Origin of the sequence: Brevibacillus sp. AY1 (assembly GCF_029870785.1) — a bacterium.
Lineage (GTDB): Bacteria > Bacillota > Bacilli > Brevibacillales > Brevibacillaceae > Brevibacillus > Brevibacillus invocatus.
Genome location: NZ_JAFLPN010000003.1, coordinates 105,121 through 128,651, shown reverse-complemented (window position 1 = coordinate 128,651; position 23,531 = coordinate 105,121). Strand labels below are relative to the sequence as shown.

At 47.6% G+C, this 23,531-nt stretch carries 25 protein-coding genes and 3 pseudogenes; 9 read left to right on the top strand and 19 right to left on the bottom strand.

All coding sequences use genetic code 11. The features are described from left to right. The first annotated feature begins 159 nt into the window (after positions 1–159). Positions 160–627, top strand: a complete 468-nt coding sequence (locus tag JZI27_RS05360; protein ID WP_280206987.1) for an SRPBCC family protein — start codon at positions 160–162, stop codon at positions 625–627. Between the two features lie 292 nt (positions 628–919). Here JZI27_RS05360 and eutH read toward each other — a convergent pair whose 3' ends face one another. The 3 genes from eutH to JZI27_RS05345 all read right to left on the bottom strand — a co-directional run bounded on the left by eutH (position 920) and on the right by JZI27_RS05345 (position 3,687). After that, positions 920–2,197: an ethanolamine utilization protein EutH gene (gene eutH / locus JZI27_RS05355; RefSeq protein ID WP_280206986.1), complete on the bottom strand. Its 1,278-nt coding sequence runs from the start codon at positions 2,195–2,197 to the stop codon at positions 920–922. Between the two features lie 378 nt (positions 2,198–2,575). After that, a complete protein-coding gene (locus JZI27_RS05350; protein ID WP_048031362.1) occupies positions 2,576–2,776 on the bottom strand; it encodes a cold-shock protein in 201 nt (66 codons plus the stop codon). Positions 2,777–3,087: 311 nt separating this feature from the next. Continuing rightward, positions 3,088–3,687, bottom strand: a complete 600-nt coding sequence (locus JZI27_RS05345; protein WP_122909185.1) for a nitroreductase family protein — start codon at positions 3,685–3,687, stop codon at positions 3,088–3,090. A gap of 214 nt (positions 3,688–3,901) precedes the next feature. Here JZI27_RS05345 and JZI27_RS05340 point away from each other — a divergent pair, with 214 nt between their 5' ends. Together JZI27_RS05340 and JZI27_RS05335 are read left to right on the top strand one after the other, a co-directional pair. Then, positions 3,902–4,564 carry a futalosine hydrolase gene (locus tag JZI27_RS05340; protein WP_251244106.1) on the top strand — a complete coding sequence of 221 codons (663 nt, stop codon included), beginning with the start codon at positions 3,902–3,904 and terminating at the stop codon, positions 4,562–4,564. Next, complete coding sequence (locus JZI27_RS05335; RefSeq protein WP_122909187.1) at positions 4,561–5,394, top strand: 1,4-dihydroxy-6-naphtoate synthase; 834 nt, start codon at positions 4,561–4,563, stop codon at positions 5,392–5,394. Before JZI27_RS05340 ends, JZI27_RS05335 begins: the two co-directional genes overlap by 4 nt. Before the next feature lie 46 nt (positions 5,395–5,440). Here JZI27_RS05335 and JZI27_RS05330 read toward each other — a convergent pair whose 3' ends face one another. Both JZI27_RS05330 and JZI27_RS05325 read right to left on the bottom strand, forming a co-directional pair. Further along, positions 5,441–6,901, bottom strand: a complete 1,461-nt coding sequence (locus JZI27_RS05330) for a copper amine oxidase N-terminal domain-containing protein (protein WP_251244105.1) — start codon at positions 6,899–6,901, stop codon at positions 5,441–5,443. A gap of 137 nt (positions 6,902–7,038) precedes the next feature. Then, positions 7,039–7,203 (bottom strand): annotated as a pseudogene (locus tag JZI27_RS05325) (superoxide dismutase family protein); the annotation flags it as partial. A 230-nt stretch (positions 7,204–7,433) separates the two neighbouring features. On the opposite strand from JZI27_RS05325, the gene JZI27_RS05320 reads away from it, so the two are divergent. Together JZI27_RS05320 and JZI27_RS05315 are read left to right on the top strand one after the other, a co-directional pair. After that, a complete protein-coding gene (locus tag JZI27_RS05320; RefSeq protein ID WP_280207025.1) occupies positions 7,434–7,880 on the top strand; it encodes a GNAT family N-acetyltransferase in 447 nt (148 codons plus the stop codon). A gap of 1 nt (position 7,881) precedes the next feature. Next, complete coding sequence (locus JZI27_RS05315) at positions 7,882–8,376, top strand: class I SAM-dependent methyltransferase (protein WP_280206985.1); 495 nt, start codon at positions 7,882–7,884, stop codon at positions 8,374–8,376. Positions 8,377–8,393: 17 nt separating this feature from the next. On the opposite strand, the gene JZI27_RS05310 is transcribed toward JZI27_RS05315, so the two are convergent. The 4 genes and pseudogenes from JZI27_RS05310 to JZI27_RS05295 form a co-directional block, all read right to left on the bottom strand. Beyond that, a complete protein-coding gene (locus tag JZI27_RS05310; protein WP_122909190.1) occupies positions 8,394–8,933 on the bottom strand; it encodes a histidine phosphatase family protein in 540 nt (179 codons plus the stop codon). A gap of 29 nt (positions 8,934–8,962) precedes the next feature. Next, positions 8,963–9,263: pseudogene (locus JZI27_RS05305) on the bottom strand (hypothetical protein). Between the two features lie 32 nt (positions 9,264–9,295). Beyond that, positions 9,296–10,375: a hypothetical protein gene (locus tag JZI27_RS05300; RefSeq protein WP_122909192.1), complete on the bottom strand. Its 1,080-nt coding sequence runs from the start codon at positions 10,373–10,375 to the stop codon at positions 9,296–9,298. A 26-nt stretch (positions 10,376–10,401) separates the two neighbouring features. Then, positions 10,402–12,057 (bottom strand): peptide ABC transporter substrate-binding protein, encoded by a 1,656-nt coding sequence (locus JZI27_RS05295; protein ID WP_280206984.1) that lies wholly within the window; start codon positions 12,055–12,057, stop codon positions 10,402–10,404. 236 nt (positions 12,058–12,293) lie between these two features. Between JZI27_RS05295 and JZI27_RS05290 the strand changes: the two genes are divergently transcribed. Next, the gene (locus JZI27_RS05290) at positions 12,294–12,746 is read left to right on the top strand and encodes a GNAT family N-acetyltransferase (protein WP_122909193.1); all 453 of its coding nucleotides are present in this window, start codon (positions 12,294–12,296) and stop codon (positions 12,744–12,746) included. A 52-nt stretch (positions 12,747–12,798) separates the two neighbouring features. On the opposite strand, the gene JZI27_RS05285 is transcribed toward JZI27_RS05290, so the two are convergent. The 8 genes from JZI27_RS05285 to JZI27_RS05255 form a co-directional block, all read right to left on the bottom strand. Further along, complete coding sequence (locus tag JZI27_RS05285) at positions 12,799–14,274, bottom strand: GGDEF domain-containing protein (RefSeq protein ID WP_280206983.1); 1,476 nt, start codon at positions 14,272–14,274, stop codon at positions 12,799–12,801. A 200-nt stretch (positions 14,275–14,474) separates the two neighbouring features. Next, complete coding sequence (locus tag JZI27_RS05280) at positions 14,475–15,791, bottom strand: TRAP transporter large permease (RefSeq protein ID WP_280206982.1); 1,317 nt, start codon at positions 15,789–15,791, stop codon at positions 14,475–14,477. A 2-nt stretch (positions 15,792–15,793) separates the two neighbouring features. After that, positions 15,794–16,360 (bottom strand): TRAP transporter small permease, encoded by a 567-nt coding sequence (locus JZI27_RS05275; protein ID WP_280206981.1) that lies wholly within the window; start codon positions 16,358–16,360, stop codon positions 15,794–15,796. 63 nt (positions 16,361–16,423) lie between these two features. Beyond that, positions 16,424–17,458 carry a TRAP transporter substrate-binding protein DctP gene (gene dctP, locus JZI27_RS05270; RefSeq protein WP_280206980.1) on the bottom strand — a complete coding sequence of 345 codons (1,035 nt, stop codon included), beginning with the start codon at positions 17,456–17,458 and terminating at the stop codon, positions 16,424–16,426. A 211-nt stretch (positions 17,459–17,669) separates the two neighbouring features. Beyond that, the gene (locus JZI27_RS05265; protein ID WP_280206979.1) at positions 17,670–18,584 is read right to left on the bottom strand and encodes a copper amine oxidase N-terminal domain-containing protein; all 915 of its coding nucleotides are present in this window, start codon (positions 18,582–18,584) and stop codon (positions 17,670–17,672) included. A gap of 219 nt (positions 18,585–18,803) precedes the next feature. Further along, complete coding sequence (locus tag JZI27_RS05260) at positions 18,804–19,064, bottom strand: SRPBCC family protein (RefSeq protein WP_122909199.1); 261 nt, start codon at positions 19,062–19,064, stop codon at positions 18,804–18,806. A 14-nt stretch (positions 19,065–19,078) separates the two neighbouring features. After that, the gene (locus JZI27_RS25035) at positions 19,079–19,252 is read right to left on the bottom strand and encodes a hypothetical protein (RefSeq protein WP_415783032.1); all 174 of its coding nucleotides are present in this window, start codon (positions 19,250–19,252) and stop codon (positions 19,079–19,081) included. Then, complete coding sequence (locus JZI27_RS05255; RefSeq protein WP_280206978.1) at positions 19,185–19,565, bottom strand: putative RNA methyltransferase; 381 nt, start codon at positions 19,563–19,565, stop codon at positions 19,185–19,187. Before JZI27_RS05255 ends, JZI27_RS25035 begins: the two co-directional genes overlap by 68 nt. A gap of 297 nt (positions 19,566–19,862) precedes the next feature. Here JZI27_RS05255 and JZI27_RS05250 point away from each other — a divergent pair, with 297 nt between their 5' ends. The 3 genes from JZI27_RS05250 to JZI27_RS05240 all read left to right on the top strand — a co-directional run bounded on the left by JZI27_RS05250 (position 19,863) and on the right by JZI27_RS05240 (position 22,222). Further along, positions 19,863–20,378: a hypothetical protein gene (locus JZI27_RS05250; protein ID WP_122909201.1), complete on the top strand. Its 516-nt coding sequence runs from the start codon at positions 19,863–19,865 to the stop codon at positions 20,376–20,378. 98 nt (positions 20,379–20,476) lie between these two features. Then, positions 20,477–21,346, top strand: coding sequence for a GNAT family N-acetyltransferase (locus JZI27_RS05245; RefSeq protein WP_280207024.1), 870 nt, complete (start codon positions 20,477–20,479; stop codon positions 21,344–21,346). 39 nt (positions 21,347–21,385) lie between these two features. Then, entirely contained in the window at positions 21,386–22,222 is an 837-nt protein-coding gene (locus JZI27_RS05240; protein ID WP_280206977.1) for a pentapeptide repeat-containing protein, read from the top strand. Positions 22,223–22,251: 29 nt separating this feature from the next. On the opposite strand, the gene JZI27_RS05235 is transcribed toward JZI27_RS05240, so the two are convergent. Both JZI27_RS05235 and JZI27_RS05230 read right to left on the bottom strand, forming a co-directional pair. Next, complete coding sequence (locus tag JZI27_RS05235; RefSeq protein ID WP_251244094.1) at positions 22,252–22,767, bottom strand: DUF6843 domain-containing protein; 516 nt, start codon at positions 22,765–22,767, stop codon at positions 22,252–22,254. Positions 22,768–22,786: 19 nt separating this feature from the next. After that, positions 22,787–23,496: pseudogene (locus tag JZI27_RS05230) on the bottom strand (amidohydrolase family protein); the annotation flags it as partial. Between the last annotated feature and the right edge of the window lie 35 nt (positions 23,497–23,531).

The window sequence follows — 23,531 nt, the reverse complement described above, 5'->3', positions numbered from 1 at the left end:
AAAAATTTGTGCAGGCAGCTGCTTATTGGATAAAAAAGTATTTTTCAACTTTAATGAAATAAAGACATTTGGTATAAAATTCAGAATAAAGCTGGTTGACTGGAAATTACAGGATTGATATCTTCGTACTGATGGACAAAATGGAGGAGGAAGAATGGCATGAGTTCTTTTCAAACAGAGATCGATATCGCATCATCAAAGGAGCTCGTCTGGTTGGCTTGGACACAAAGTGAACGAATTACCAAATGGTTCGCCCCGGAGGCGTACTTGGAGCCTAGATTGGGCGGAGCTTATGAGCTGTATTTTACTCCCGGCAATCACGATACGATGGGGACCAAGGGGTGCATCGTCACTCTGTGGGAGCCACAGGAACGTTTGGGCTTTACCTGGAAGGGACCGGATGATTTCGCAGCTGTAATGAATCATGAAGGTGCGTTGACCTACGTACTCGTCTCTTTGTCCGAGCAGGAGGGAGCAACCAAGGTATTGGTGGAACACTTTGGCTGGGGCGATACAGAAGAGTGGGAGAAGGCACGTGCCTGGCATCAGATGGCTTGGTCGCAAGTATTGGGCAGTCTGAAAAAAGCATTGGAAGCAGGAGTAGGGGAATTGTGCTGCACGCCCTAGCCAACTATTAGCAACGCTCTATCCGATGATATGGAAGATTAGAAAACTTGGCTACGGCCAAGCTTTTGGCGGAGCCTTAGTTGCACTTATACTATCTTCCGCTAATCTTTTTAGCGCTTTAGTGCACTTAAACTTTCCGATAGTATAAAAAAGGCAGCAGGCATGGACGCGTGTAAGGGTCCTCGCCTGCTGCTTCATCTATTTTTCGGCATGTATTTAGGAAGAGCGGCTTTCCAGACTGGATGAAAAGAGCCATCCACATTTGTGTGGACAGCTCTTTCGTGTGTATGACTTACTCTTTGGTTGCAGCGACTTCGGTGTCACTGGTTGCTTGCTTCTCATCCAGGTATTCGTGGGGACCGATAATGCCCGCTGCCCGATCCTGCTTTTCCAGCTCCAGTGCCTTTGGAACAGAGAGCCAGTAAGCGAGACCGATCGCGATGACACCGGCACTCAGCTTCCCGACAATAACAGGCAAAATGATATTGGGCTGAAAATTGGCCGAGAAGGAAAGGTGATCACCAAGCAGGAAGGCCGCACACACACCAAAGGAGATATTAATGACTTTGTCCTTGGGGGGCATAAAGCGTACCAGGCGGAACATAGCCAGGATATTGGCGATGGTAGCCAGCAAGCCTGCGCTGCCTGTGGGGCTCAATCCGAGACGCATGCCCAATGCTTCCAATGGTTTCGACGCATATTTGCGCAGCAGATAGACCATGGGGAAAGCACCTGCCAGCATAATTCCGATATAACCGGCTGTTTCCAATGCTCGGAACTGGTCCTTCTCATCTGCAATGATCGGGTCAAATCCCCAGGAGCCGCCTATCATAGAGAAAAAGCCGGTAAAGTATTCCACAATGGAGAAGACGAGAACGAGCTTGATTCCAGCATCCATCGTTCTACCAAAGATCATAAAGCCTTTGATCATCATGTCCGGCAGGAAGCGCAGCCCCAAGGCAATCGCGACTACAAAGACGAGGATGGGAGACAAGTTCAGCATTACCTGCCCCATTCCGATGGCAAAAGCATAGGTCGACTCGCCGCTAGCCGCAATCTCGGGACGTACTTGCATGTTGGTCAAAACGAGAATGGCACTGGAAATGAAAGCACCAATCGGAACAGTCAGGATCCCGGACATGATACCGAGCGCCATATACTTATGATCACGTTTGTCGAGCATCGCCAATCCCATTGGAATTGAGAAAACAATGGTAGCTCCAGCCATGAAACCGACGATCAAAGCCATGACCCAGCCTTCGAGGGAGCTTTTCAGCATATTGGCTAGCTGATAGCCTCCCATGTCGGAAGCGAGAATGGCTGTAGCAGCGATCGCTGGATCAGCTCCGATCTGATGGAAAAGCGGGGAGACTGCTTTTTCAACAAACCAGGAAATATACGGGAGGGAAGCCATAATACCCGCGGCAGGTACAAATATGTAGCCTGTCGAGTGCAAGCCTTCCATGAATTCCTTTCCAAGCCCTGTATCACTGTTGCGAATGGCAGCGATGGCGCCGATGACGGCACAAATCATAATAATGTAAATGATAACGCTTCCAATATGCTCCACGATTGAATCCCACCTTTTTTGCAAGATTTCTCCTGTACTCCTTGTCCGGTACAGGTGCTGTCAGGAAAGGTTGCTTGTTTGTGTCTCGTCCCCCTTTATGCCAGGTAAACAAGGAAGGCGCTTAGGATATCTCGCGAGCGAGAGGTACCTAAGCGCCATTGCTTACTTGTATGAACTTGTGATTGAGATTCTTGGTGGAATCACAGACAGACGATGAACAAAAGAGTGCTGGTATGTAGCCTTAAGCGCCATTGCTTAAGATTAATTATAAAGTGATTATATGGGCTGGCATCCATAGATGTCAACCATTTCTGAATCTTCTTACAAGCGAAGGTATGAAAAAACCCTGCCGAAGCAGGGTTTGTGTTTGTATGCCAATTACAGTTTTACAACGTTCTCAGCTTGTGGTCCGCGGTTGCCTTCTACCACGTTGAATTCAACGCGTTGGCCTTCTTCGAGGGTTTTGAAACCGTCGCCTTGGATAGCGCTGAAGTGAACGAATACATCGTTTCCGCCTTCAACTGCGATGAAGCCATAACCTTTTTCAGCGTTGAACCATTTTACTGTACCTGTTTGCATGGGTGTTACCTCCAAAAAGATAAAATGAATATGCAACTTTTATTTGTTGAAAATAAAAATTCACACATTGGAAAAGGTTCGAACATACATGTAAACCCTTTACAATATGTGAACGCTTGAAAATTTCTTTAATTATCATCATCATATCACAGGCAAAATACAAATGCAAATGGATAAATTGGAAAAAAGCCCACGCCAACTCCGCGAGATGTTGTTGTTCATATGGAATGAAAACGGCACTCCGCGGAGCGTTTGCGTATCGAGCTACAGGCTCCCTAAAAGGAGAGAAGAGAACAGTCCCTTCAAGTCAATCAGGAATAAAATTTGACTCGTTCTTCCAAAGGCTGGAAGGTTTTTTCTCCTGGCTCTGCTGTCGGTTTGCCAAAGGGCATCTGCGCAATCAGCTTCCATGTGGAAGGAAGGTTCCAGGTGCTTGCCACTTCTTCGTCAATCAATGGATTGTAATGTTGCAGAGAGGCACCGAAGCCAGCGTCCTCCAGAGCTGTCCAAACCACGAACTGCAGCATCCCGGATGATTGATTGGACCAGATCGGGAAGTTATCCTTGTAGAGGGCAAATTGATTTTGCATATTTTCTACAACGCTTTGATCTTCAAAGAACAGCACGGTTCCGTAACCGCTTTTGAACGCATTCATCTTTTCTTCGGTGGGTGCAAATTTATCTGCTGGAACGATCTTGCGCAATGTTTCCTTTGTCAGATCCCACAGCTGATCATGCTTCTGGCCGAGCAATACGACCACGCGGGCACTTTGCGAGTTGAAAGCCGACGGCGTGTACTTGACAGCTTCATTGATCAGCTCGTGTAAGGTTTCATCTGAAACAGGACTGTCTTTGCTGATAGCGTAATAGCTTCGTCTGTTTTTTACGGCTGACATAAAATCGCTTCCCATGCTTGATGCCTCCTGTACCTTTTTTTACCTGCCTGTTTCAGGCGGACTTTCCTTATCATGATGCATGATTGTAAAAGGAATTATTCGCTAAATACCGTGTAAGGCAGATAAACTTTGCAAACCGCTTTACATGGCAAGAAAGTAGCGATAACGTGGAGAGTGGAAAGCAGGACAGGCAGGTTGCAGAAATCAAGAAGACAGGGAGTTTGGGCAAATGGAGGCTCAGTGGAAAGAAAGACGCGTGCTGGTCGTCACTTCTGTCGAAGCAGAACGTGAAGCCGTGTGGCGAGGACTTCAGGCGGATAGCCGATTCGAGGTGATTATCGGGGGAGTGGGCCCGATGTCGGCAGCAGCACGGACAGCCAGAGAGTTGGCCAGCCAACCGTATGATCTGGTTGTGTGTGCAGGGATCTGCGGTGGTTTTGTCGGTCGGGCAGATGTCGGATCGATCGTCGTAGCAAGTGAAATCATCTGTGCCGATCTCGGCGCGGAAACACCAGACGGCTATATGAGCGTGGACGAGCTGGGGTTTGGCTCGGCTCGCATCAGTGTTGACTCTGATCTGTCCGGTAGCTTGACGGCAGCCGTGAAAAAAGCCGGAATTCCAGCCGTTTGTGCTCCTGTTCTCACCTTATCGACGGTTACGGGGACAGCACAGACCACAGCAGAATTGTTGGCTCGTGTGCCAACAGCAGCGGCAGAGGCGATGGAAGGATTTGGGGTGGCTACAGCGGCTCTGGATTTTGGCTTGCCAATTGTGGAATTGCGTGCGGTATCCAATGCAATCGGACCGCGAGATAAATCAGCCTGGCGGATCAAGGAAGCATTAAGTGCGCTGGAGCAAGCAAGTTCAGCATTACGGGAGGTACTACGATGAAAATTGCTTTTTCACCTTGTCCCAATGATACTTTCGTTTTTCACGCATGGGCGCATGGCTTGGTTCCTGGTGCACCTGAACTGGAGATCCAATATGCGGACATCGACATTACGAATACTTTGGCTACCCGTGTAGAAGGGCCAGAGGTAATGAAAATTTCCTACGCGGCATTGCCTTGGGTCTTGAAAGACTATGCCTTGATTCCTTGCGGTGGTGCGCTTGGACGGGGCTGCGGTCCTCTGGTTCTGACCCATGCGGATGGCACAGATCCGTCTGTAATTTCTGGAAAACGCGTAGCTGTACCTAGTGAGCGATCGACTGCCTATCTCCTGTTCCGCTTGTGGGCAGCGCAAAATGTACCGGGTGGTGTAGGAGAAATCGTCGTCATGCCATTCCATGAAATTATGCCTGCCGTGAGAGACGGTCGGATTGATGCTGGTCTGGTCATCCATGAAGCACGCTTCACCTATCAGAACTACGGTCTATCTTTGCTGCAGGACTTGGGGAGCTGGTGGGAGACAGATACCAATCTGCCGATCCCGCTCGGGGCGATCATTGCCCGCAGACATATGGATCTGGAGGCGCTGACCAAATGGACGCGCGCTTCCGTCGAGTACGCCTGGGCACATCCGGAAGCCTCGCTGGATTACGTGATGCGCCATGCACAGGAGCTGTCTGTCGAAGTGGCAAAAGCGCACATTGACTTATACGTGAATGAGTTCACGCGAGACTTGGGTGAGGATGGTTTCGCAGCCATTACAGCTTTGCTTGGGCGTGCAGCGGAAGAAGGGCTCGTACCGAAAATAGACCTTTCTGCCTTACGCTGGTAGTGAAAGAAAAAAGGGGTGATACAGATCGCCCCTTTGCTGTGTTCAGTTATTCATTGCTGATGATGACGGAATTGGAGTACCCATCCCAGCTGACTGTAGCTCCCAATGCTTCACTGACAAAGCGGATCGGGACCATGGTGGTTTCGTTGTTATACAGGATAGCGGGAACGTCCATCACGATACGTTGGCCGTTTTTGTAAGCGATTTTGGAACCGATCGTCAGATGAATAACATCATTTCCTCTCGTTGCCGTGACGCTCTGCGTCGCTTCGTCCCAGTCTACTTTTGCGCCAAATGCTTCAAAAACAGCGCGCATGGGGACCAGCACACGTGCATTCATCTTGACAGGTGGTTTGCTGTAGCTTTGCAATTGACCATCGATGAAGACGATGATCTGTCCAGTCTGGTTCACGGTATAAAACGTCGAGAGGGATTGGGCGTATTCCTGGCTTTCAGGATCGATCACTTCGATGAACACCGAGTACCCGCCTGTGGTCAGGTTCAGATTTTGAATGATCGTATTCACGTTTGCCGGATTGACCAAAATCCGTCGCACTTCATTGCCCCATGCATCGACTACGACGAGATAGTATTCGTAAACATGGTAGGTGCTGGATACCTGAAGGTTTACTTTGATGGTACCATTGCTATTGACGGTTACACTTCCTGGAAAGCTGGCGCCGCTAGGAATGGAAAACTCGATTTCAGGCGGGGAAATCACCCAGACGACGCTCTTGGAGACGGTTTTGACCCCATTGTGCGACATTTCGAGCTGGACAGTATAGGTGCCAGCTGAGAGTGACAGGTTTTTGGAAGAAATCGTTGGATTCTTGGTTTGTACGGGAATACGCTTGATCAGCTTTCCGTTTTCGCCCAAGATCAGCAGGTTAAATTTCGCCTTTTCGTATTCCGGTGTCAGGTTGATAACGATTTGGATGGAACCTTCATGGATGTTCACATATCCTGGGAAATCGATTTCTTTGATTGTGTTGAAGTAGATGGATTCGGCTTCGGATTGCAGCGTCGATTTGCCGCAGCCTTCTTCTGACACGACCAGACCGATCTGCAAGCCTTCTTCATTCGCTGGCTTGGCTGGCTTATAATTCTTCACTTCGAGTTTCACCAGCATGTCGTCCTTAAGCTCGTCCAGCTCTTTTTTGGGAACGCGAATTTCACCGGTTTTCACCTTGACCTCGATATCATTCCCTTGCAAGTCCTTTGCTCGAACTGTGTCGTTTCGCTGTTTGGCTACGGTTGTCACAGGAACACGAAACAGTTCCTTCCCCTTTTTGCTGGTAAAAATCAGCTCCATTTGTTCGAGGTATTCCGGCTCAACGCGCACATATGCGGAGAGACTGCCATCCTCTTGAACAATGACTTCCTTCAAAAGAGGGGCCACGGGATTGCGGATTGCAAAACAGGCTGCGTCGGCGATGCTGGTCCCCAACGTAGAAAATAAGAACATAAACAGAAGGGCAATGCTGAAAAGTTTTTTGTTCCAAATCATGTTGTAGATCTCCTTTACCAGATGAACTAGATATAATATCGGAATTTATACCTATGCATTTTAGGGAAATGTGCCTATTTTTTTGAAAATGATTAGAAAAAAACACAGAGTCTGTTACTCTGTGTCATGGCTTTCACTTATCCAGCTTGAATGACGCCACATGCCAATCGTTTTCCTGCATTTCCCGAAGGCTGCGAGCGATAGTCATCCGGATTTTGATGAATGATCACGGCCTTGCCGATCACATCTGCTGCGCGGAATCTGTTCGTAAAGAAACTCATTCGTGCGTACCCGTCACTGGAGACGACCCTGGATTTCCGCAAAGCTTTGGCTTGGTACATAATCATGCTGCGAAGATACATAGTAAGGCTCAAAGTACCAATTCATTTTATTTTTCACCCTTGTAATCAACGTTTTGTTGATTCATCGTATGTTTTGGGCGGACAGTGCGTGCCTGACTCTTCTTGGCGATCATGGACAAGAAGAGGATGACATGAAAAAGAAATCACACGAAATGAGAAAGGAAATGGATATGGAAATAAGAAGACCAAATCACGACGAGCTGGGAGAGATCCTACAGCGATCCCCACAAGCCATGTTCGATGGGACAATGGGCAGAGTCAGCCCGACGGAAGAAAGAATCAAACAAATGGTAGAGCCGCTTTTGCAAAAAGGCGCGTATTATCTCTTAGCAACCGAGGAGGGGCAGATTGCAGGCTGGATTTTGATTGGGCCGAGCAAAGACTCGTTTACAGATCAGGAAATTGGCTTTATTTACGAGCTGTACGTTGCGGATGCTTACCGGGGGAAGGGAATCGCCAAAGCCTTGATGAAGAGCGGAATTGACCAGCTGAGACAAGGTGGGTATCCCGAGGTGCGACTCAGTGTTTTTGCAGATAATCACGCGGTGCAGCTCTATGAGCAGATGGGATTCAAGGTCAGGACAATGACGATGCGCTTGCCTTTGGAGATGGATTAAAATGGAATATCGCGGATCAGATTTTTACGACAACCCCGATCATTTTGAGCGATACATGGAGCGCAGAAAGGCAGAGGAGAATGCCAATGACACCCTGGAAAAGCCTGTCTTCCAAGAGCTTCTCGGCTGCGTCAAAGGCTTGCGTATTCTGGATATCGGATGCGGCGACGCAAACTTTGGAAGAGAATGTCTGGCAAATGGCTGTGCTGCCTACGTAGGATTGGAAGGCTCCATCAATATGGTTCATGCAGCCAGAAAGACGCTGGAAGGCTGGGATGGACAAATCGTTCACGCTCGGATGGAAGACTGGGACTACCCGCAAGCGGAATATGATCTGGTGCTTTCCCGACTGGCCATTCACTACGTACAGGATCTGAACAGCCTGTTGCAAAACATCTATCAGACACCTGTACGCGCCCATTTTCTCACAGACGAAACCTACGAACGCCGACTGAGAATTCCCCTGTTTTTATTTTACTCGGCTAAAAAGAAATAAAGAGGGGTGAGTCACGCTCACCCCATCCAAATCCGTTGTAGCTTCGTTCGTTTCCCATCGACAGACAGCAGGTAAACATCAGGATTGGTAAGCCCCTGCCATTGCGCAAAGCCCATGCTGTCATCGTAGTGCTTGAGCAGCAAGGAGAGCAGATTTCCATGAGTCGCGAGTACGGTGTTTGCCGAACTGGAAGCAATGACCTCCTGTATGACGGAGTGGGCTCGATGCATCGCTTCTCTGCTGGACTCTCCACCCGGATAACACAAGTCTAGATCGTCAAATGTCTTTTCCAGCATATCGCGCCAATCCGGGTGATTCTCAGCGCACAGGATACGCTCTCCCAGCCGTTCGTCTACAGCGACGGAAAGGCCCAACTGCTCAGCCAAGGGCTGGACGGATTGACGAGCTCGAAGGAACGGGCTGGAAATGATCAATCCGATTTCTTTTTTTTGCAAAAATTCGGCCAAGTGATAGGCCTGTTCACGTCCTGTTTCGGTCAAAGGAGCATCTGTCTCTTGTCCATGTGCCTGACAATGTCTGACTAGAAAAATATCCATCCTCGCACCTCTATTCTGATTTCGCTATTTTACTCCAGCTCTTGCCCACGCAAGAGTGCAGCGGCTCTACTCACGCTTTCTTTTGTCCAAGAGGGTGCTTTCGGGTGTTCCATGATTTCCTCTTCCCGCAGCCAATACGTAGCTTCGACTTCATCGGGGCTTTTGGCATAAGCGATCCCAGAGCTGTACGTACAAAGAAACACGATATTGATGACCGGGACGACCGACGAGAGAGAGCGTTCCTCCGGCATGCTCTTCTTTCAAACTGCGTTCAATCATCAGCCACTTGCCTTGATGGAAGATGGCTGCTTCTACATTCACAATGAACAAGCTGATCTCTCCTCTGCGAAAGTTCTCTTAGGCTAGTTCCGCTTCTCGCCTGCTTCTTCTTCAAGACGTTGAAAAACTTTTTCGTAACTGCGTCTCGTCAGGGCTGCTTGTGGTATGTATTTGCCAGTGAGGACAATTCTTTCGAGAGCAGACGCGATTGCTGGGGGAAACGTTGTTAGGATTTCGCGCACATCTTTTTCTCTTTCTTTGTCACGCACCCATTTCCGATCGATGACAGCCGTGGAGGGATCCAGCTTCACCATCTCATGGAAAAGGGGTTGAAACGGAAGGATGTCGTAGCTGGGATACATTTTTTGCAATTTCCTGATAAAATGAAACGTCTCGTAGCTTACATCTCCGAAGTAGTAGAACTGATTCTGTTTGGATCGAAGGGGAGTAATCTCTTCAAAAAAGTTCAGTGAGCTAGCGATCTTGTCTCCATCACCAAATATAAGCAAATCTACGCGCTTTTGCAAAAAGTGGTCTTTGCCTTCTATCAGAAGCTTACGTATCGTATGAAAGCTGTCCTGCCCGCCAGCTATGAGAATATGACGGGTCGGACTCTCATTTTCTGATATGTTTACCGAATACACAAAGGGCAGAACGGGTTGATGGCAATGCAAGTCGGCATAGCTCAGCCGCAGTCTTTGCAGTAGCGCCTGTCCCTTCCGTCTGCCTAAAAAGCCTTCATCTTTAAACAGGGAGAACGACCGCTGCTGAATCGTCAGCTGCTCGATGTCGCCTCCGTTCTTTAAAAATCTGTCGATGCTCAAAATATATTTCATGTCCGCGGTCATTTGGTTCGGATTCTCCAAATAATAAGCTGTCGAAATCAGCGGATGCAAATCGTTCAGCAACGGGCCCCAACGATCATTTTGATTGGGGACAGGCTTCGCTTTCCGATATCCATTGTACAGACCATGTGGGCCGTATTTTTGCCGGCTCGTAACGGGCAATAAATAGTCTTCGTGCACGAGCCGATGGATTTCCTCGGAAAATGCTTCTTCACAGTAGCCATCCTTTAACTCCTGTATCACGTACTGCTCCAAGTCAAAGGTATTCACGATCTTTCTAGGGCTCGATGCAAGGAATTTCTCTAGATGCTCTCTCATCCTTCACCACTCCCAATCATGTGTATTTAATTGTACTCCTGAATCTGTGGCACGATATCCGCCCACTTCAGCTCGAGGTTACCCAGTCCATCTATGAAAACATCCTTCACTCTCTCGTTTTTGACCCAAGAGTTGGTATAGAAGAAGATCGGAGCGATCGGCATTTCGTCCATGAGTATGTGTTCTGCCTGGCCGAGCAGCTGCATTCGTTTTTGCGGGTCTCGCTCTTTTGCGGATTGCCTTAGCAGTGCTTCATAGCGGGCATTTTCCCATCCGGTATCGTTGTTTCCTACTTCCTTGTCTCGGAAAATTTCCAGAAATGTGATCGGGTCGTTGAAGTCCGCCATCCAGCCAGATCTGGAGATTTGATAGTTGCCGAGATGCTGATCCTCCAAAAAGACTTTCCAATCCTTGTTTTCCAGCTTCACTTCGATGCCAAAGGCTTTATTCCACTGATCCTGTATGGCTTCAGCCACGACTCTGTGTGAGGTGGAGCTGTTGAAGGACAAGGTGACAGAAGGCAGCTTGGACAGCCCTAATTCGGCGATTCCTTCTTTCAGCAGCTGTCTGGCAACTTCCACATTGTTGTCTTGAAAATAAGGTCCCGTATTGACAGACATCGACGGTGGCAGGAATCCCAGGGCAGGCTCCTGATTCCCTTGCTTGATATGATCGATGATAAGCTGACGATTGATCGCATAGGAAAAAGCCTTGCGTATTTTCACATTGTTGAAAGGAACCTGTTCGGTATTGAATTTGTACAGGTAGGTGGCTGCAATGGTCTGGGTTGTCATCTTCCCTGACTTGTTCAGGGAAGGCATGGCTTCGATCGGCAGCGTACTTAATGGGGAACCTGCCCAATCCAGCTCATCTTTTTCAAACAAGAACAGCTCTGTGTTCTCATCTTCGATAATGGAGAAGTCCACACGATCCAGATTGACGGCATTTTTGTCCCAGTACGTGTCATTTTTTGCGAGAACCAGTTTGATTTTATGGTCCCATTTTTCTATTTTGAATGGCCCGTTGCCCACGTGGGTATTTGCCTCTGTGGACCATTTGGCGTTGGCTTCGATCACTTTTGGGTTCACCGGATAGTAGGTAAAATAGGCAGTCAACTCCAAAAAATAGGGAGTAGGATTTTCTAGCTTCACGACCAAGGTCTTGTCGTCGAGTGCCTTTACGCCGACTTCATCTGCAGTTGCCTCGCCGTTATTGAACTTCTCACCGTTTTTCAGGTAGAACATCTGGTACGCATTAATGGATGTGGTCTGGGGATTTAGGACACGCTTCCAAGCATATTCGAAGTCATGCGCCGTCACGGGATCTCCGTTGCTCCATGTGCTATCGCGCAAGTGGAACGTATACGTGAGCTGATCTTTTGATACGTCCACTTTTTCGGCAACTGACAGCTGGGGCTTTCCATCCTTGCCCATCCGTGTCAAGCCATCGAAGGTTGCTCGTATGACTGCAACAGAGGTAGAATCCTCCGCGAAAGCAGGGTCTGCGGTCGGCAGCTCCAATCGCAGGTTCATACGCAGGACTTTCTCGTCTGGACGCTGGTCTGATTTTTCTTCTGTTTTCGTATCGACCTGCGTATGACTGGAGGCCTGCTCTCCACAACCCGCAAACAGCACGCAAGCGCAGAGCAAGAAACAGAAGCCTAAGAAAGTGCCTTTGTACACAGAATGTCCCTCCTTTTAGAACCTGACCTGGTATTTACTATACCTAGGTAAAAGGAGGGTGAAAATGAGTATAGTGAAGATTTAATTATTGTTGATAAACATTCCGGTAAGTTTATGTTTTGATAAAGTTTCATAAAACTTTTTTCAGACCGATTTCGTTGTGAGAATAGCAGAGGTTTTTACTCTTTCATGACGAAAAAGTCTGATAAACGATGTGTGATGAAGGAGTCTAGAGCATGAACATACGAAAACTGGATCATACCGAACACCCTCCGATGAGCTTGCTCCTATTGGCAGATCCATCTGAAAAGCTGGTGGAAGAGTATCTGAAAAGAGGGCAGTGCTACGTGGCTGAGCTGGATCAGCGCATCGTAGGCACCTATGTGCTATTGCCAACCCGGCCCGAGACGGTAGAGCTGGTGAACCTGGCTGTGGACGAAGAGAGTCAGGGGAAAGGGATCGGGAAAAGCCTGGTGCATCACGCCATTCAGTTGGCCCGGGAAATCGGTTATAAAACAATAGAAATAGGAACAGGCAATTCGAGCGTAGGTCAGCTCGCACTCTATCAAAAATGCGGTTTTCGCATCACGGGGGTCGACAGGGATTTTTTTCTCAGGCATTACGAGGAGGAAATCTATGAAAATGGCATTCAAGTCGTGGATATGATACGTCTCTCGCAGGATTTGTAGGGGAAGAAAAAGAACAGACAGCCTCGCAAAAGGCTGTCTGCAGGAGAAGCGATCAAGCATAGAACTGGTACTGATTCTTTCCTTTTTCTTTGGAAGCGTACAACGCGATGTCCGCCCGTTTGCAAAGCATGTCGGTGTCTTCTCCATGCTCGGGAGCGAGTGCAATCCCGATGCTGACCGTTACTTTTTCTCCGTCCAAATCAATTTCCTGCGCAGTCGTATTCAGGATCGAAGTGATCAGCTCTTTAGCTGCATGTTCAGCATCTTCCTTACTCGCGGATGGCATGATCAAAACAAACTCGTCCCCGCCCAGCCTGATCGGGGTATCTTCATTGCGGGATACCTTTCGAAGACATTGCGCCACGCATTTTAGCAAATGGTCCCCTGTATCATGTCCCAGATGATCGTTGACGAGCTTGAAGTTGTCCAGATCGATCATCAGCAGGGCAGTGCTTCCCTTGTTTTTGGAGATCGCAGACTCTAGCCGCTCGTCCAGCGCTGCACGGTTATTCAATCCTGTGAGGCTGTCGTGAAAAGCGAGGTACATCGGTCTGGATACCCAGCTAGAGATGAGAATGGAAAGAATGATGGTACAGATCAATATAATCATCAGCTGAATAATGAATTTGTGCTTATGGTCAGTCAGAATCGCTTGTAAATCCTTGTCGTTATAGATGATTTCCAGGACTTTGCGGTTTGTCGCTCCCTTGTCATACTCCGATAAGTAGTACACATAGCGGTAAATCGCAGGCTCGTTGTTCCACTCGCCGATGTACTCAGTGGTTTTCCCTGTTTTTAATGTTTCTTCAAATACGCTTCTTCGCTCCGATGTGAGCTTGTGGGCGTGGTCATTGGCTGGATTTCCGAGTGCATAACCACCGGTGTTCAGTATATGAATCTCATTGATCGAGGAAGATCGTTGTACCAGCTCTTCGATGGTGCTGAGAAAATTGAACTTGTGAAAAATATCTCCCTCTTGCAGAGACAGGCCTAACTGAATGATGTATTTTTTGTCTCGTGTCGGCATGTAGCTGTATTTTTTGATAAGTCCCGTCTTTTGCTCGATATCAATCCCGTCATGGAAAAATTCGCCAGATGCTCTTCTTTCATCGAGGATTTTGGATAGCTTCTTGCAGCATTTTGAAAAGTTGAGGCCAATATCTTGCTTGAAGCTGCTGTGGGTGATCGTGTTCTGGTCATTGATGATATAGATGTCCAAAGAGAGGAACTGCTTGAGGGAGGCGAAATCCCATGTATCAAAGGAAGGGTTGGCTTCATACATGTCCGAAAGCTGAACAGAAGTATCCTTCATTTTGAGCGCGATATTGTCGCCAAATACAGAATAGGCTTTTTCAATGGTTTCCAAAGCGTATTTGGCCAGTTGCTCGTCCCGTTGGACTTGATCCAGTTTATTTTGGATCGCTTGGTCCCTGAGACGCAGGTAATCATTCGTGGCTATGGTAAAGGAAATCGCGATAGCAAATACGATCATGGTCATCGTTAACTTGATTCCAAAACGGAAATTCACCTGCTGCACCTCGCTGCTAGTCCAAAACGTATGGGAAATAATAGTTAGATAGGACTATTCCACAAACAGACAAATATTCCTTTCATTCGACAAAACATTTAAAAAATATGTCTTATTTTATTCGGAAAAGATGGGAGATGTAAAAAAGCCAATCAACGCATGAATGCAGTCGATCAGCTTTTTACGTGGATGGGATCCCATTAATTCATCATTAAAGTAGGGAGCCAGGTTGCGATCGGAGGATAAGCCATGATGATTCCGACCAGCAACAAATCGAGCAGGATAAACGGGAATGCTGCCGTGTAGACCTGCCCCATTCGGATTCCTTTGGGAGCGACGGCTTTCATCACAAAGAGTCCGGTACCAAATGGAGGCGAGATCGTGCCGATTTCGATCGTGATGAGCAGCATCGCCGCAAACCACAAGAGATCAATGCCCATCATGTTGGCAATGGGAATGAAGATCGGCAGGCAAACCATAAGAATGGACAGGGATTCCATGAAGGAGCCTAACACCAGAACGATCAATAGCATTCCGATGATCAGCAATGTTGGCGAAAGATCCATGCTCGCGATCAGGCTGACCAGCTCATTGGTGGCTCCTGAGAAAGAGAGGATTTGACTGAATCCGGTGGAGCCGGCAATAATCATCAGCATCATGGCAGAAATCTTCAAGGTGCCGACCAGCGCTTTGCGCAGCGTATGGAAATTCAATTGCTTGTAGTAGGCGGCCAGAAGCAAGCTGCCGATTGCTCCCATCGCTGCCGCTTCTGTAGGAGTGGCCACGCCCAAAAACATGAGGCCTACCACAAGAAAAATGATCAGGGACAATGGAAAGATATAGATTACAGTCGCTTTGATTTTTTCAGATAGCGAAATCGCGTCTACGGCGTAGTTCGGAGCCAGATCCGGCTGAAGCTTCGCCCGGATGATGATGTAGAGACCAAACAGGATGGCCATCAAGACACCTGGTAAAATGATCGCGATCATAAAGGCGCCGATTGAAATTTGGCCCATCGAAGCCAAGAGTACGCCCAATGCGCTCGGAGGGATCAAGGCTGCTAGCGTGCCACTGCCCAATATCGGGCCGATCGACATCTGGTTTTTATAGTTCCGGCGCTCCATTTCTGGTACGAGCGTCGAGCCCAGCATCGAGGTGCTGGCCATCGTCGAGCCAGTCAGTGTCGAGATCAGGGTTCCCCCCGTTACAGCCAAGAGACTCAGGCGTCCCGGCACTTTCCCGAACCACTTGTCCAGCGTATCTATCATTTTGGGAGCAATGCCCGTGTGGAACATAATCTCGCCCATCAGGATAAACAAGGGGATCGGTGCCAGGGCAAAGGTTGCGAGTGAGCTTTCAATGCTCCCCATGAGCTGCTTCAAGCCGACTTCGCCACCCCACAGAAAGATGGCGGCTACGATATTGACAGCGAGGAATGAAAAGGCTACGGGCACTCGGATCAGCATCAGTGCCAGCAAGCTGAAAAAAATCAGGAAGAGAATTTGCCACCAATCCACGATTATCCCTCCTTTACGACCTGTTCATTGGCAAACATCGCCTTTGTTTCTGGCAAGGCAGACTCATCGTCCGTACTCGCTTCCGTGCGATGGAGGAAAGCCAGGTACAGCTTTCGTGTAAATTCCAAGAGCAAAACGAACGAACCGATCGGGATGATGCAGACGACATACAATTTGGGAAAAGCCAGGACAGACATGCTGCGAATATCCCGGACGAAATGATCGATGGTCACAAGAGTGCCGTACCAGACCAGGACGATGCTCACTCCGATGCCGATCAACGCGACAAGTATGTCGTTATAGGCGCGCATACGCGGTGACAAGGTGCTATCGATAATATCGACCGTGATATGGTCGCTGCTGCGCGCCAGCCAGGCACCTGCCAAAAACGGCAGGTAGACCAGGATGTAGGCGTTGATTTCGTCGACCCACATGAGTGGATAGTTGAAAAAGTAGCGACTAATGACTTGAGCGCCGATGGAAAAAGTAGCGAACAGAAGCAGGAGACAGGCAAGAACGGCCAAGACGTTTTCTATGCGGTCGAGCCATCTGAACAGGATGTCTTTCATTCAGTGTCACTCCTCTAGCCTATATGCAAAAGCCGGTTGCAAAGCGCAGCCCTCAAGAAGAACTCAAGGGTTGTATTGGAGCAGCTTTTTTAAATCCGCGATTTGATCTGGAACGGCCTTCTCGATCACAGCCCACTTTTCTTTTTTCACGATGTCCTGGAAGGAACGGCTTTCATCAGGGCTTAGTTTGATCAGCTCTACGCCTTTTTCCTGTAGGGCTTTCTTTTCTGCTTCGTTTTCTTTTTTGAAATACGCCACCATTTCTTGTTCGAATTCTTTGGTTACATCGCGAAGCTTTTGCTGATTCTCAGGTGACAGGGATTGGAAAGCTTTTACGTTCATGATGATCGTTGCATTTTGATTAAAGAACGGTTCGTCAATCAAATACTTGGTCACTTCTGTCCACCCGTTCAAGCGAGGACCTAGGAGCGGGAAGCCAAATCCATCCACCATTTTGCGTTCGAGCGAGGTATAGACATCACCGGGGTTGACTTCCATCGGAACCATGTTCAAAGCAAGCATGACCTCGTGATAGGTGGAATTGGAACGGAACTTTGTACCTTGAAGCTCTGACAGGGAGCTGATTTTTTTGTTCGTCCAGAAATAGTAGGGAGACTCGCTGAGCCATCTGCCCAGATAGACGAGGTTGTTTTTCTCGAAGCGATCCGCCATGTAGTCAAAATACCCGTTTTCTCTCTCCTCAGCAGGTGTAAAAGGAGACATGTTCAGGGAGTGAGCTTCTGGCATCAGGTGACCGTAGTAGGAGCTGACATTGAAGCCGATGTCTACGACACCATTGCGAACAGCATCAAACTGGTCGCCTACCGGCAAGGATTCTGGTCCACCAACGACCCGGATTTTCACGGCGCCGTTTAATGCTTTCTCTACTTTCTCTTTCCACAGGGGAACCATGTCTTTGGGGAATGGGTGGTCTAGCGCTAAAAAGCTGACCAGCTTCAACTCGACAGCTCCAGCGGAGGCTTCACCGGAGCTTGCAGGTTGGCTTGCGGGGCTGCTGCCATTTCCACACCCAGCGAGGATCAGCATACAGGAAATGAATGATAGAATAAAAATGCGTGTTCTGTTAAATTTGAACATTCTGTAAATTCCTCCTCTAGAGTAGCTGCAAAATTAATCATATTATCTATCAGCTTAGGATGATTAACTATTAACGAATTAACGTTTCTACGGTCCTGACTTTCTGGGAATCGGGAACCAGCCTGTGAGGGAAAAAAATAGGATCACTCCCGTCCGTCTTGTTCAGACGAAGGGAGCGATCCCGAAATATTGATGTGCTGGTGGCAAGTGGTTACACAGATTTAATGATTACGATTTTACTGGTGGAATCCCACTCTACCTCTTGTCCCAAAAATTCAGAGATGAAACGGACTGGAACCATAATTCGCCCGTTCTTCAGCTCGGCAGTCGAATCGATGCTGCGCTCTTCCCCGTTAACCTTTACTTTGGTGCTGCCCAATGGCAATTCAACGACGGTGCCATTTTTCTTGATAACGACGGTTTGACTGTCCGCGTTCCAGCTTACATCAGAGCCGAGTGCCTCTGAGATAGCACGGACGGGAACCAGATTGCGTCCATCTTTCAGATAAGGCTCCACATCAAAAGCTGGCTTTTTACCTTCTACGAAGACTTTGATTTTCTGCGTATCTCCCTGTTCAGCGTAAAGCTTGCTTAACAGCTTGTACAGCTCTTGGGATTTCGGATGGTGCTGGAGTCCATCTTCCAGGTTTTTCAGTGCTTCCTTGGCCTTTTTGTTCTTCATTTTCATCTCGACCAGGATCACGATTTTCTCGGAAGAGGCCGTTCCGTCTTCAATATCAGTCTCCAGCTTCTCGATGAGTGATTCTATGGCTTCGGCATCCGTTTTGACCGTTCCCTCTTCTTGGAGCATGGTAACCATTTTTTGAATCACGTTATCGAGAGCTTCTTTCTGGTGTTCATTATTACTTTGTTCGCGTACTTTCAGGAGATGTTCAAGTTTCTTTTCAATGCCTTCGTATTTGTCTTTGTGTTTTTTCTCTTTTTTGTTTTCTTCCTTATCGTCGTCATCATCGTCGTCATCGTCGTCGTCGTCATCAGCCTTGCTGCCTTTTCCTTGACCGACTGCCTTTGATTCTTTTTGATCCACCGTATTCATTGCAGCTGCGACTGACGTGCTCGTCACCATAAGCGACAAAGCCAAGATTGAGGGCATGAATTTTTTCATTATTTTGGCATCCTTTCTCAAACAGACAGGTTTTTTTCATATTCGTATAGATCATGCATAAGGTCTATAGGTCTTATTTCATTTTTATTAAAAAGAAATATTGTTTGGTGAAGAAATTGGTTCCAAAAAGCCTATTCCTTATGCGTTTATACCCTATACCCTATCTGCAAAGCCTTCAAACTGGGAAGAAAGAGATGAAAAAACCACCCTACTGATCAGTCAGAGGGTGGCGGGATAGGTCCCTTCTATCACGGACCTATTATTTTTTGCTGAAGGGTGAGCAGAACGTCCTCCCAATGAAGCTTCTAGCTGTACGGAGGGGGAATTGCCGAGCCATAATGTCAGCCCTTCTGACGAGGTTAGCATCTCCCAAGCCTGCTCTTGCGGGATGGGGAAGGTTCTACGCACGCCAACCTGAAATCCTACAGAAGCGGTTTTGCCAATCTGCTTGCTTGTGTCGGAAAAGGATGTGCGGTTCATGACGGCACCTCATTTCAGTAGATGGATAGATTATATCTTCTGTAATCGGAATAGTTGGAAGGAGACAAGAGATTCAAGATCACGTGAAAGGATTGGTCCTTAAATGGACAATGGGCGAGATCACCCACGCACCAGATGTCGGACGTGCTTCTCGCAGCGATCCGGATTCCTTCTTTGGATATGTCCACCCCGACTCCAAAGATATTCAGGTTGGTTTCGTGCAAGGATTCGATTCTGGATGGCGGTCAAATGTGAACCTTCTCCGCATCCCGCATCCAACATCCTGATCATGTCGCAGCTCGGTTTCATCATGTGGGGGATGCGCTCGCTTATGTGGGAAATCAATGGTTCAAAAAATCCGCTGATGCTCACTTTTTGCCGAGCTTCAAACAGCTGTGAGTCATATTTGGTTTTGTGTGGACGGGTCAGCAAGTTCACATAGCCTTGCTTGGCAAGATCAAAGCAATGGCCACTTGAACAAAGCAAGCTCTTGGCGTACATGACCCTCATTGGTTTTTTCATGAATGAAAAAGGCACAGTTAAATAAACCCAAGCCATCTGTAAAAAAATGACGTGAGCCTACTTCTCTGTACCTTCCATGAACGGTAACGAATGAACTGGATGATCATGGCGTAAAACCCTCCTCTAAAGGGCGATCAGAGAGAAGACTCTCTCTGCGAATCAGTATAGCATAGGATCCACCCACTCGCATTTGTAACATTTTTTCGCTAAAATTAGGATTTCACGAAGGTTACGAACAAACATCCAAATCCAGCAGCAAGGAGAAAGGAAAAGCGGATGCAAAATAAAGTACGGAAAAAGCTGTTCAGTTTATTCACAGGCGAGTGGTTTGCAACTCTATTATTTGCCGTGCTGTGGTTCCTATATACACAACTCGACGAAGGGTTCGAAGCATATCTGACTCCAGTTTCATCTATCTACGCTTTTGTTTTGCTAGAATGGATTCTGCTTCAAGGAGGGTATTACTGGTTTTTGAAGTGGAGACAGGTGAAAAGGGGTGTCTTTTCCCAGCTTGCGGATAAACAGCTGCGGTTGTTTGTGTTCTTGAAAAGGAGCAATCTGGTGTTAATCGTCATCGGATTTCTGTTTCTGGCTTACCAGTGTATGGTCTTTCCGAAAGAGTTTTACTGGTTTGTCTTCTTGTTTGCGTTTGCGATTATTGAGCACGTCAATTACTACCATATTCGTCTGTCGTATATGAGTGTAGAAGAGATCAGGGAGTTTATTCAGCAAAAAGGCTTTCGAAGCTCGTTATTGGCCAAGGAATTGAAAAAGCGAAACAAACAACGTTGAACGAAAGAGGTCGTGTTTTCCGTTTTGTGGTAAAATTCAAAACAGGCTTGCCATTGAGCCTTCAGAGAATGAACAAGGGGGCTGCGATTTTGCAGGAGATGATATACGCCAAGGGCTATCGACATGACGAAACGCTTCGTAAGAGCTTTTGTGCCTTGGCCAACGCGACTTTTGGCATTGATTTTGAAGAGTGGTACCAGAAAGGCTTTTGGAATGAGCGTTACATCCCTCATTCTTTCGTATGGCAGGGCCAGGTAGTGGCAAATGTTTCAGTGAATCTTCTTTCACTCGTAATCAATGGCGAGAAGAAGAAAGCGATCCAAATAGGAACGGTCATGACCCATCCCGACTATCGCAGACAGGGCTTGTCAGCTCGCCTGATGAATCAAATAGTGGAAGAATACGAGAATGAATATGAAATCATGTACCTTTTTGCCAATGAGTCTGTGATGGATTTCTACCCCAGGTTTGGATTTCGCAGGGTAGAAGAGCTCCAGTTTTCAGCGGATATCAAGCCGCGCCCAGCAGTAGACCAGACAGGCTTGCGACAGCTAGAAATCTCACGTCATGAAGACCTGGATTTTATAGCTCGCTTTGCTTCGCAGAGACGCCCTGTGTCGCAACGGTTCGGGACAGAGGATAGTGCGGGTATCTTTATGTTTTATGCCTTGTACGTCTACGGTCAGGATCTCTATTACCTGGAAGAAGAGGATGTGATCGTGATGTATCGGCATGAGAACGAGTGCCTGCACATGTACGATCTGGTCAGCAAAAAGGAAGTCGATCTGAAAGCGATCGTAGAGAAGCTAGCGAGCGTAGACACGACAAAGGTCGTTTTTTATTTCACACCGGAAGACGAAGGGATCGTAACAGATCGGACTGCATGGGATAATGGCCTTTTTGTAAGGGTCAATGGGGATCAGCTGTATCCGGTGAAAGTGAATCATCCTTTGACGTCTATTGCCTGAAAATAGAGGTTGAAAACCTCTGCGAAGGGAGCTTACAGAATGAAAGAGAATAATCGATTGACGCTGAAAGCAGACTGCGAAAACTGCTTTGGATTGTGCTGTGTCGCGCTGCCCTTCGCAGCTTCGTCAGATTTTGCCATCGACAAGGAGGGCGGGACGGCCTGTCAAAACCTGCATCCTGATTTTCGCTGCGGGATTCACAGCAGCCTTCGGGAGAGAGGCTTTCGTGGATGCACGGTGTACGATTGTTTTGGGGCGGGGCAACAGGTTTCCCAAGTGACGTTTGGGGGGAGCAACTGGCGGAAAGCTCCCGGCTCTGCGAAGCAAATGTTTGAGGTATTCCCGATCATGTGGCAGCTTCATGAGCTGCTCTGGTACGTCAGTGAAGCCCTTACCCTGCAGCCAGCCCGACCTATTCATACGTCACTCCAAGCGATGTTCGAGAAAACCAAACGATTCGCTGAACTCCCTGCAGATGATCTTAAAAAGCTCGACGTTGCAGCACATCGTGCCGAAGTGAATGAATGGCTTTTAAAGGCCAGCGAGCTCGTCCGGGATGAAGCCAGAAGAGGATTCAAAGGAATGAAAGGTAATCAGAAGAAGTACGGCAGGGGAGTGGATCTGATCGGTGCCAAGCTCAAAGGAGCAGATCTTCGCTGTGCAAATTTGCGAGGGGCATACCTGATTGCTGCTGATCTCAGAGGGGCTGACCTGCGAGTAGCGGATGTCATCGGTGCTGACTTCCGAGATGCGGACCTTCGGGGTGCTGACCTCACCGAATGTATTTTTCTCACCCAAGCCCAGCTCAACGCAGCGAAAGGCGACGGCGAGACCAAGATCCCGCCATCGCTTTCCCGTCCGGAGCATTGGTTTTAAGGTTTCGTGACATGGTAATGAATGTGGAGCTATCCTTCTAACTGGGGACATCCTCGTTCTTCAACTTCTTCGGAACCAAATATTTGATAAAAGTGTTTTTGCTCAAGCCCTCCCTGTTCCTGTACAGAGCCCGTAGCACCGAAGCGTATGTCTTCCTGCGGCAGCTCATCGATTTTCTTTCCATACCTGTCAACGTAAAAGGCTCTTGTGCGGTATGCACCGGAGCTGTTTTTATTTACCCATCCAAATTCCATCGGAGAGGACGTGCGAATCACACCGTCCTTTGGAACGCTGTAGATGATTTCATTGTTCACGATCTGCAAAGGCGGTGCATCTTTATGGTCGTAGTAAATCACGACACAGCCTTCAAAATCCATCGGCAATAAAAAGGTTTGATCTACCCCCTTTTGCCCCACGCCCTTCGTGAAGATGAACGCGGCGATGCCTGCGAAGAGCAGGATGAACACTATAGCGACACTTATTTTGATTTTTGCCATGGTGGTCAATTTTTTGATGAGCACGGTGGTCAACATTTTGATTGACATTCACACTTTGTCTACAGTCTCAAAAAACAGCCAAAACGGAGGGGGAGGGGCATGTTTTGGCAATCAGCTTTCCATTTCTAAAGGAATACGTAACGACCGCTTGCTTGCGAATGGCTTCATATTCATTTTCTGCAGACAAGACAATGAAATTAGCTGGTTTACCTTCCTCAATTCCGTAATTCTCTTCAATGTGTAGTGTTTTGGCACTATTTTTCGTAATGAAATCAATGGAATTGACAATTTGCTCATAGCCATTAATTGCGATGCATGGATGCCCATATGCAAGACTTGAAGCATGTTTCCTGTTCCTAGCGGATACCATGGGTCAAAGATGTCATCGTGGCCAAAGCAAACGTTGAGTCCTGCTTCCTGCAACTCTTTTACTCTTGTAAGTCCTCTGCGTTTTGGATACGTATCAAATCTACCTTGAAGGTGAATATTCACAAGAGGATTTGATACAAAATTGATGGAAGAAAGCTTTTATAGGCGGAATAATTTATACGTATAGGCATCATTATAAGAGCCCATCGCCGTTGTATGGCTCGCTGTTGTGCGAGTACCGATTCCCCGTTCGTATGCCTCTTTTGCCACAACCTCAACAAAGCGAGATTGTTCATCATCGATTTCATCGCAATGAATGTCAACTAATCGATTGTACTTTTCAGCGAGGTCGAAGACGATTTTTAATGAATCCACTCCGTATTCTCTCGTAAATTCAAAGTGAGGAATACAATTTTTGGTTACACGGAATTACTTGATCCGAT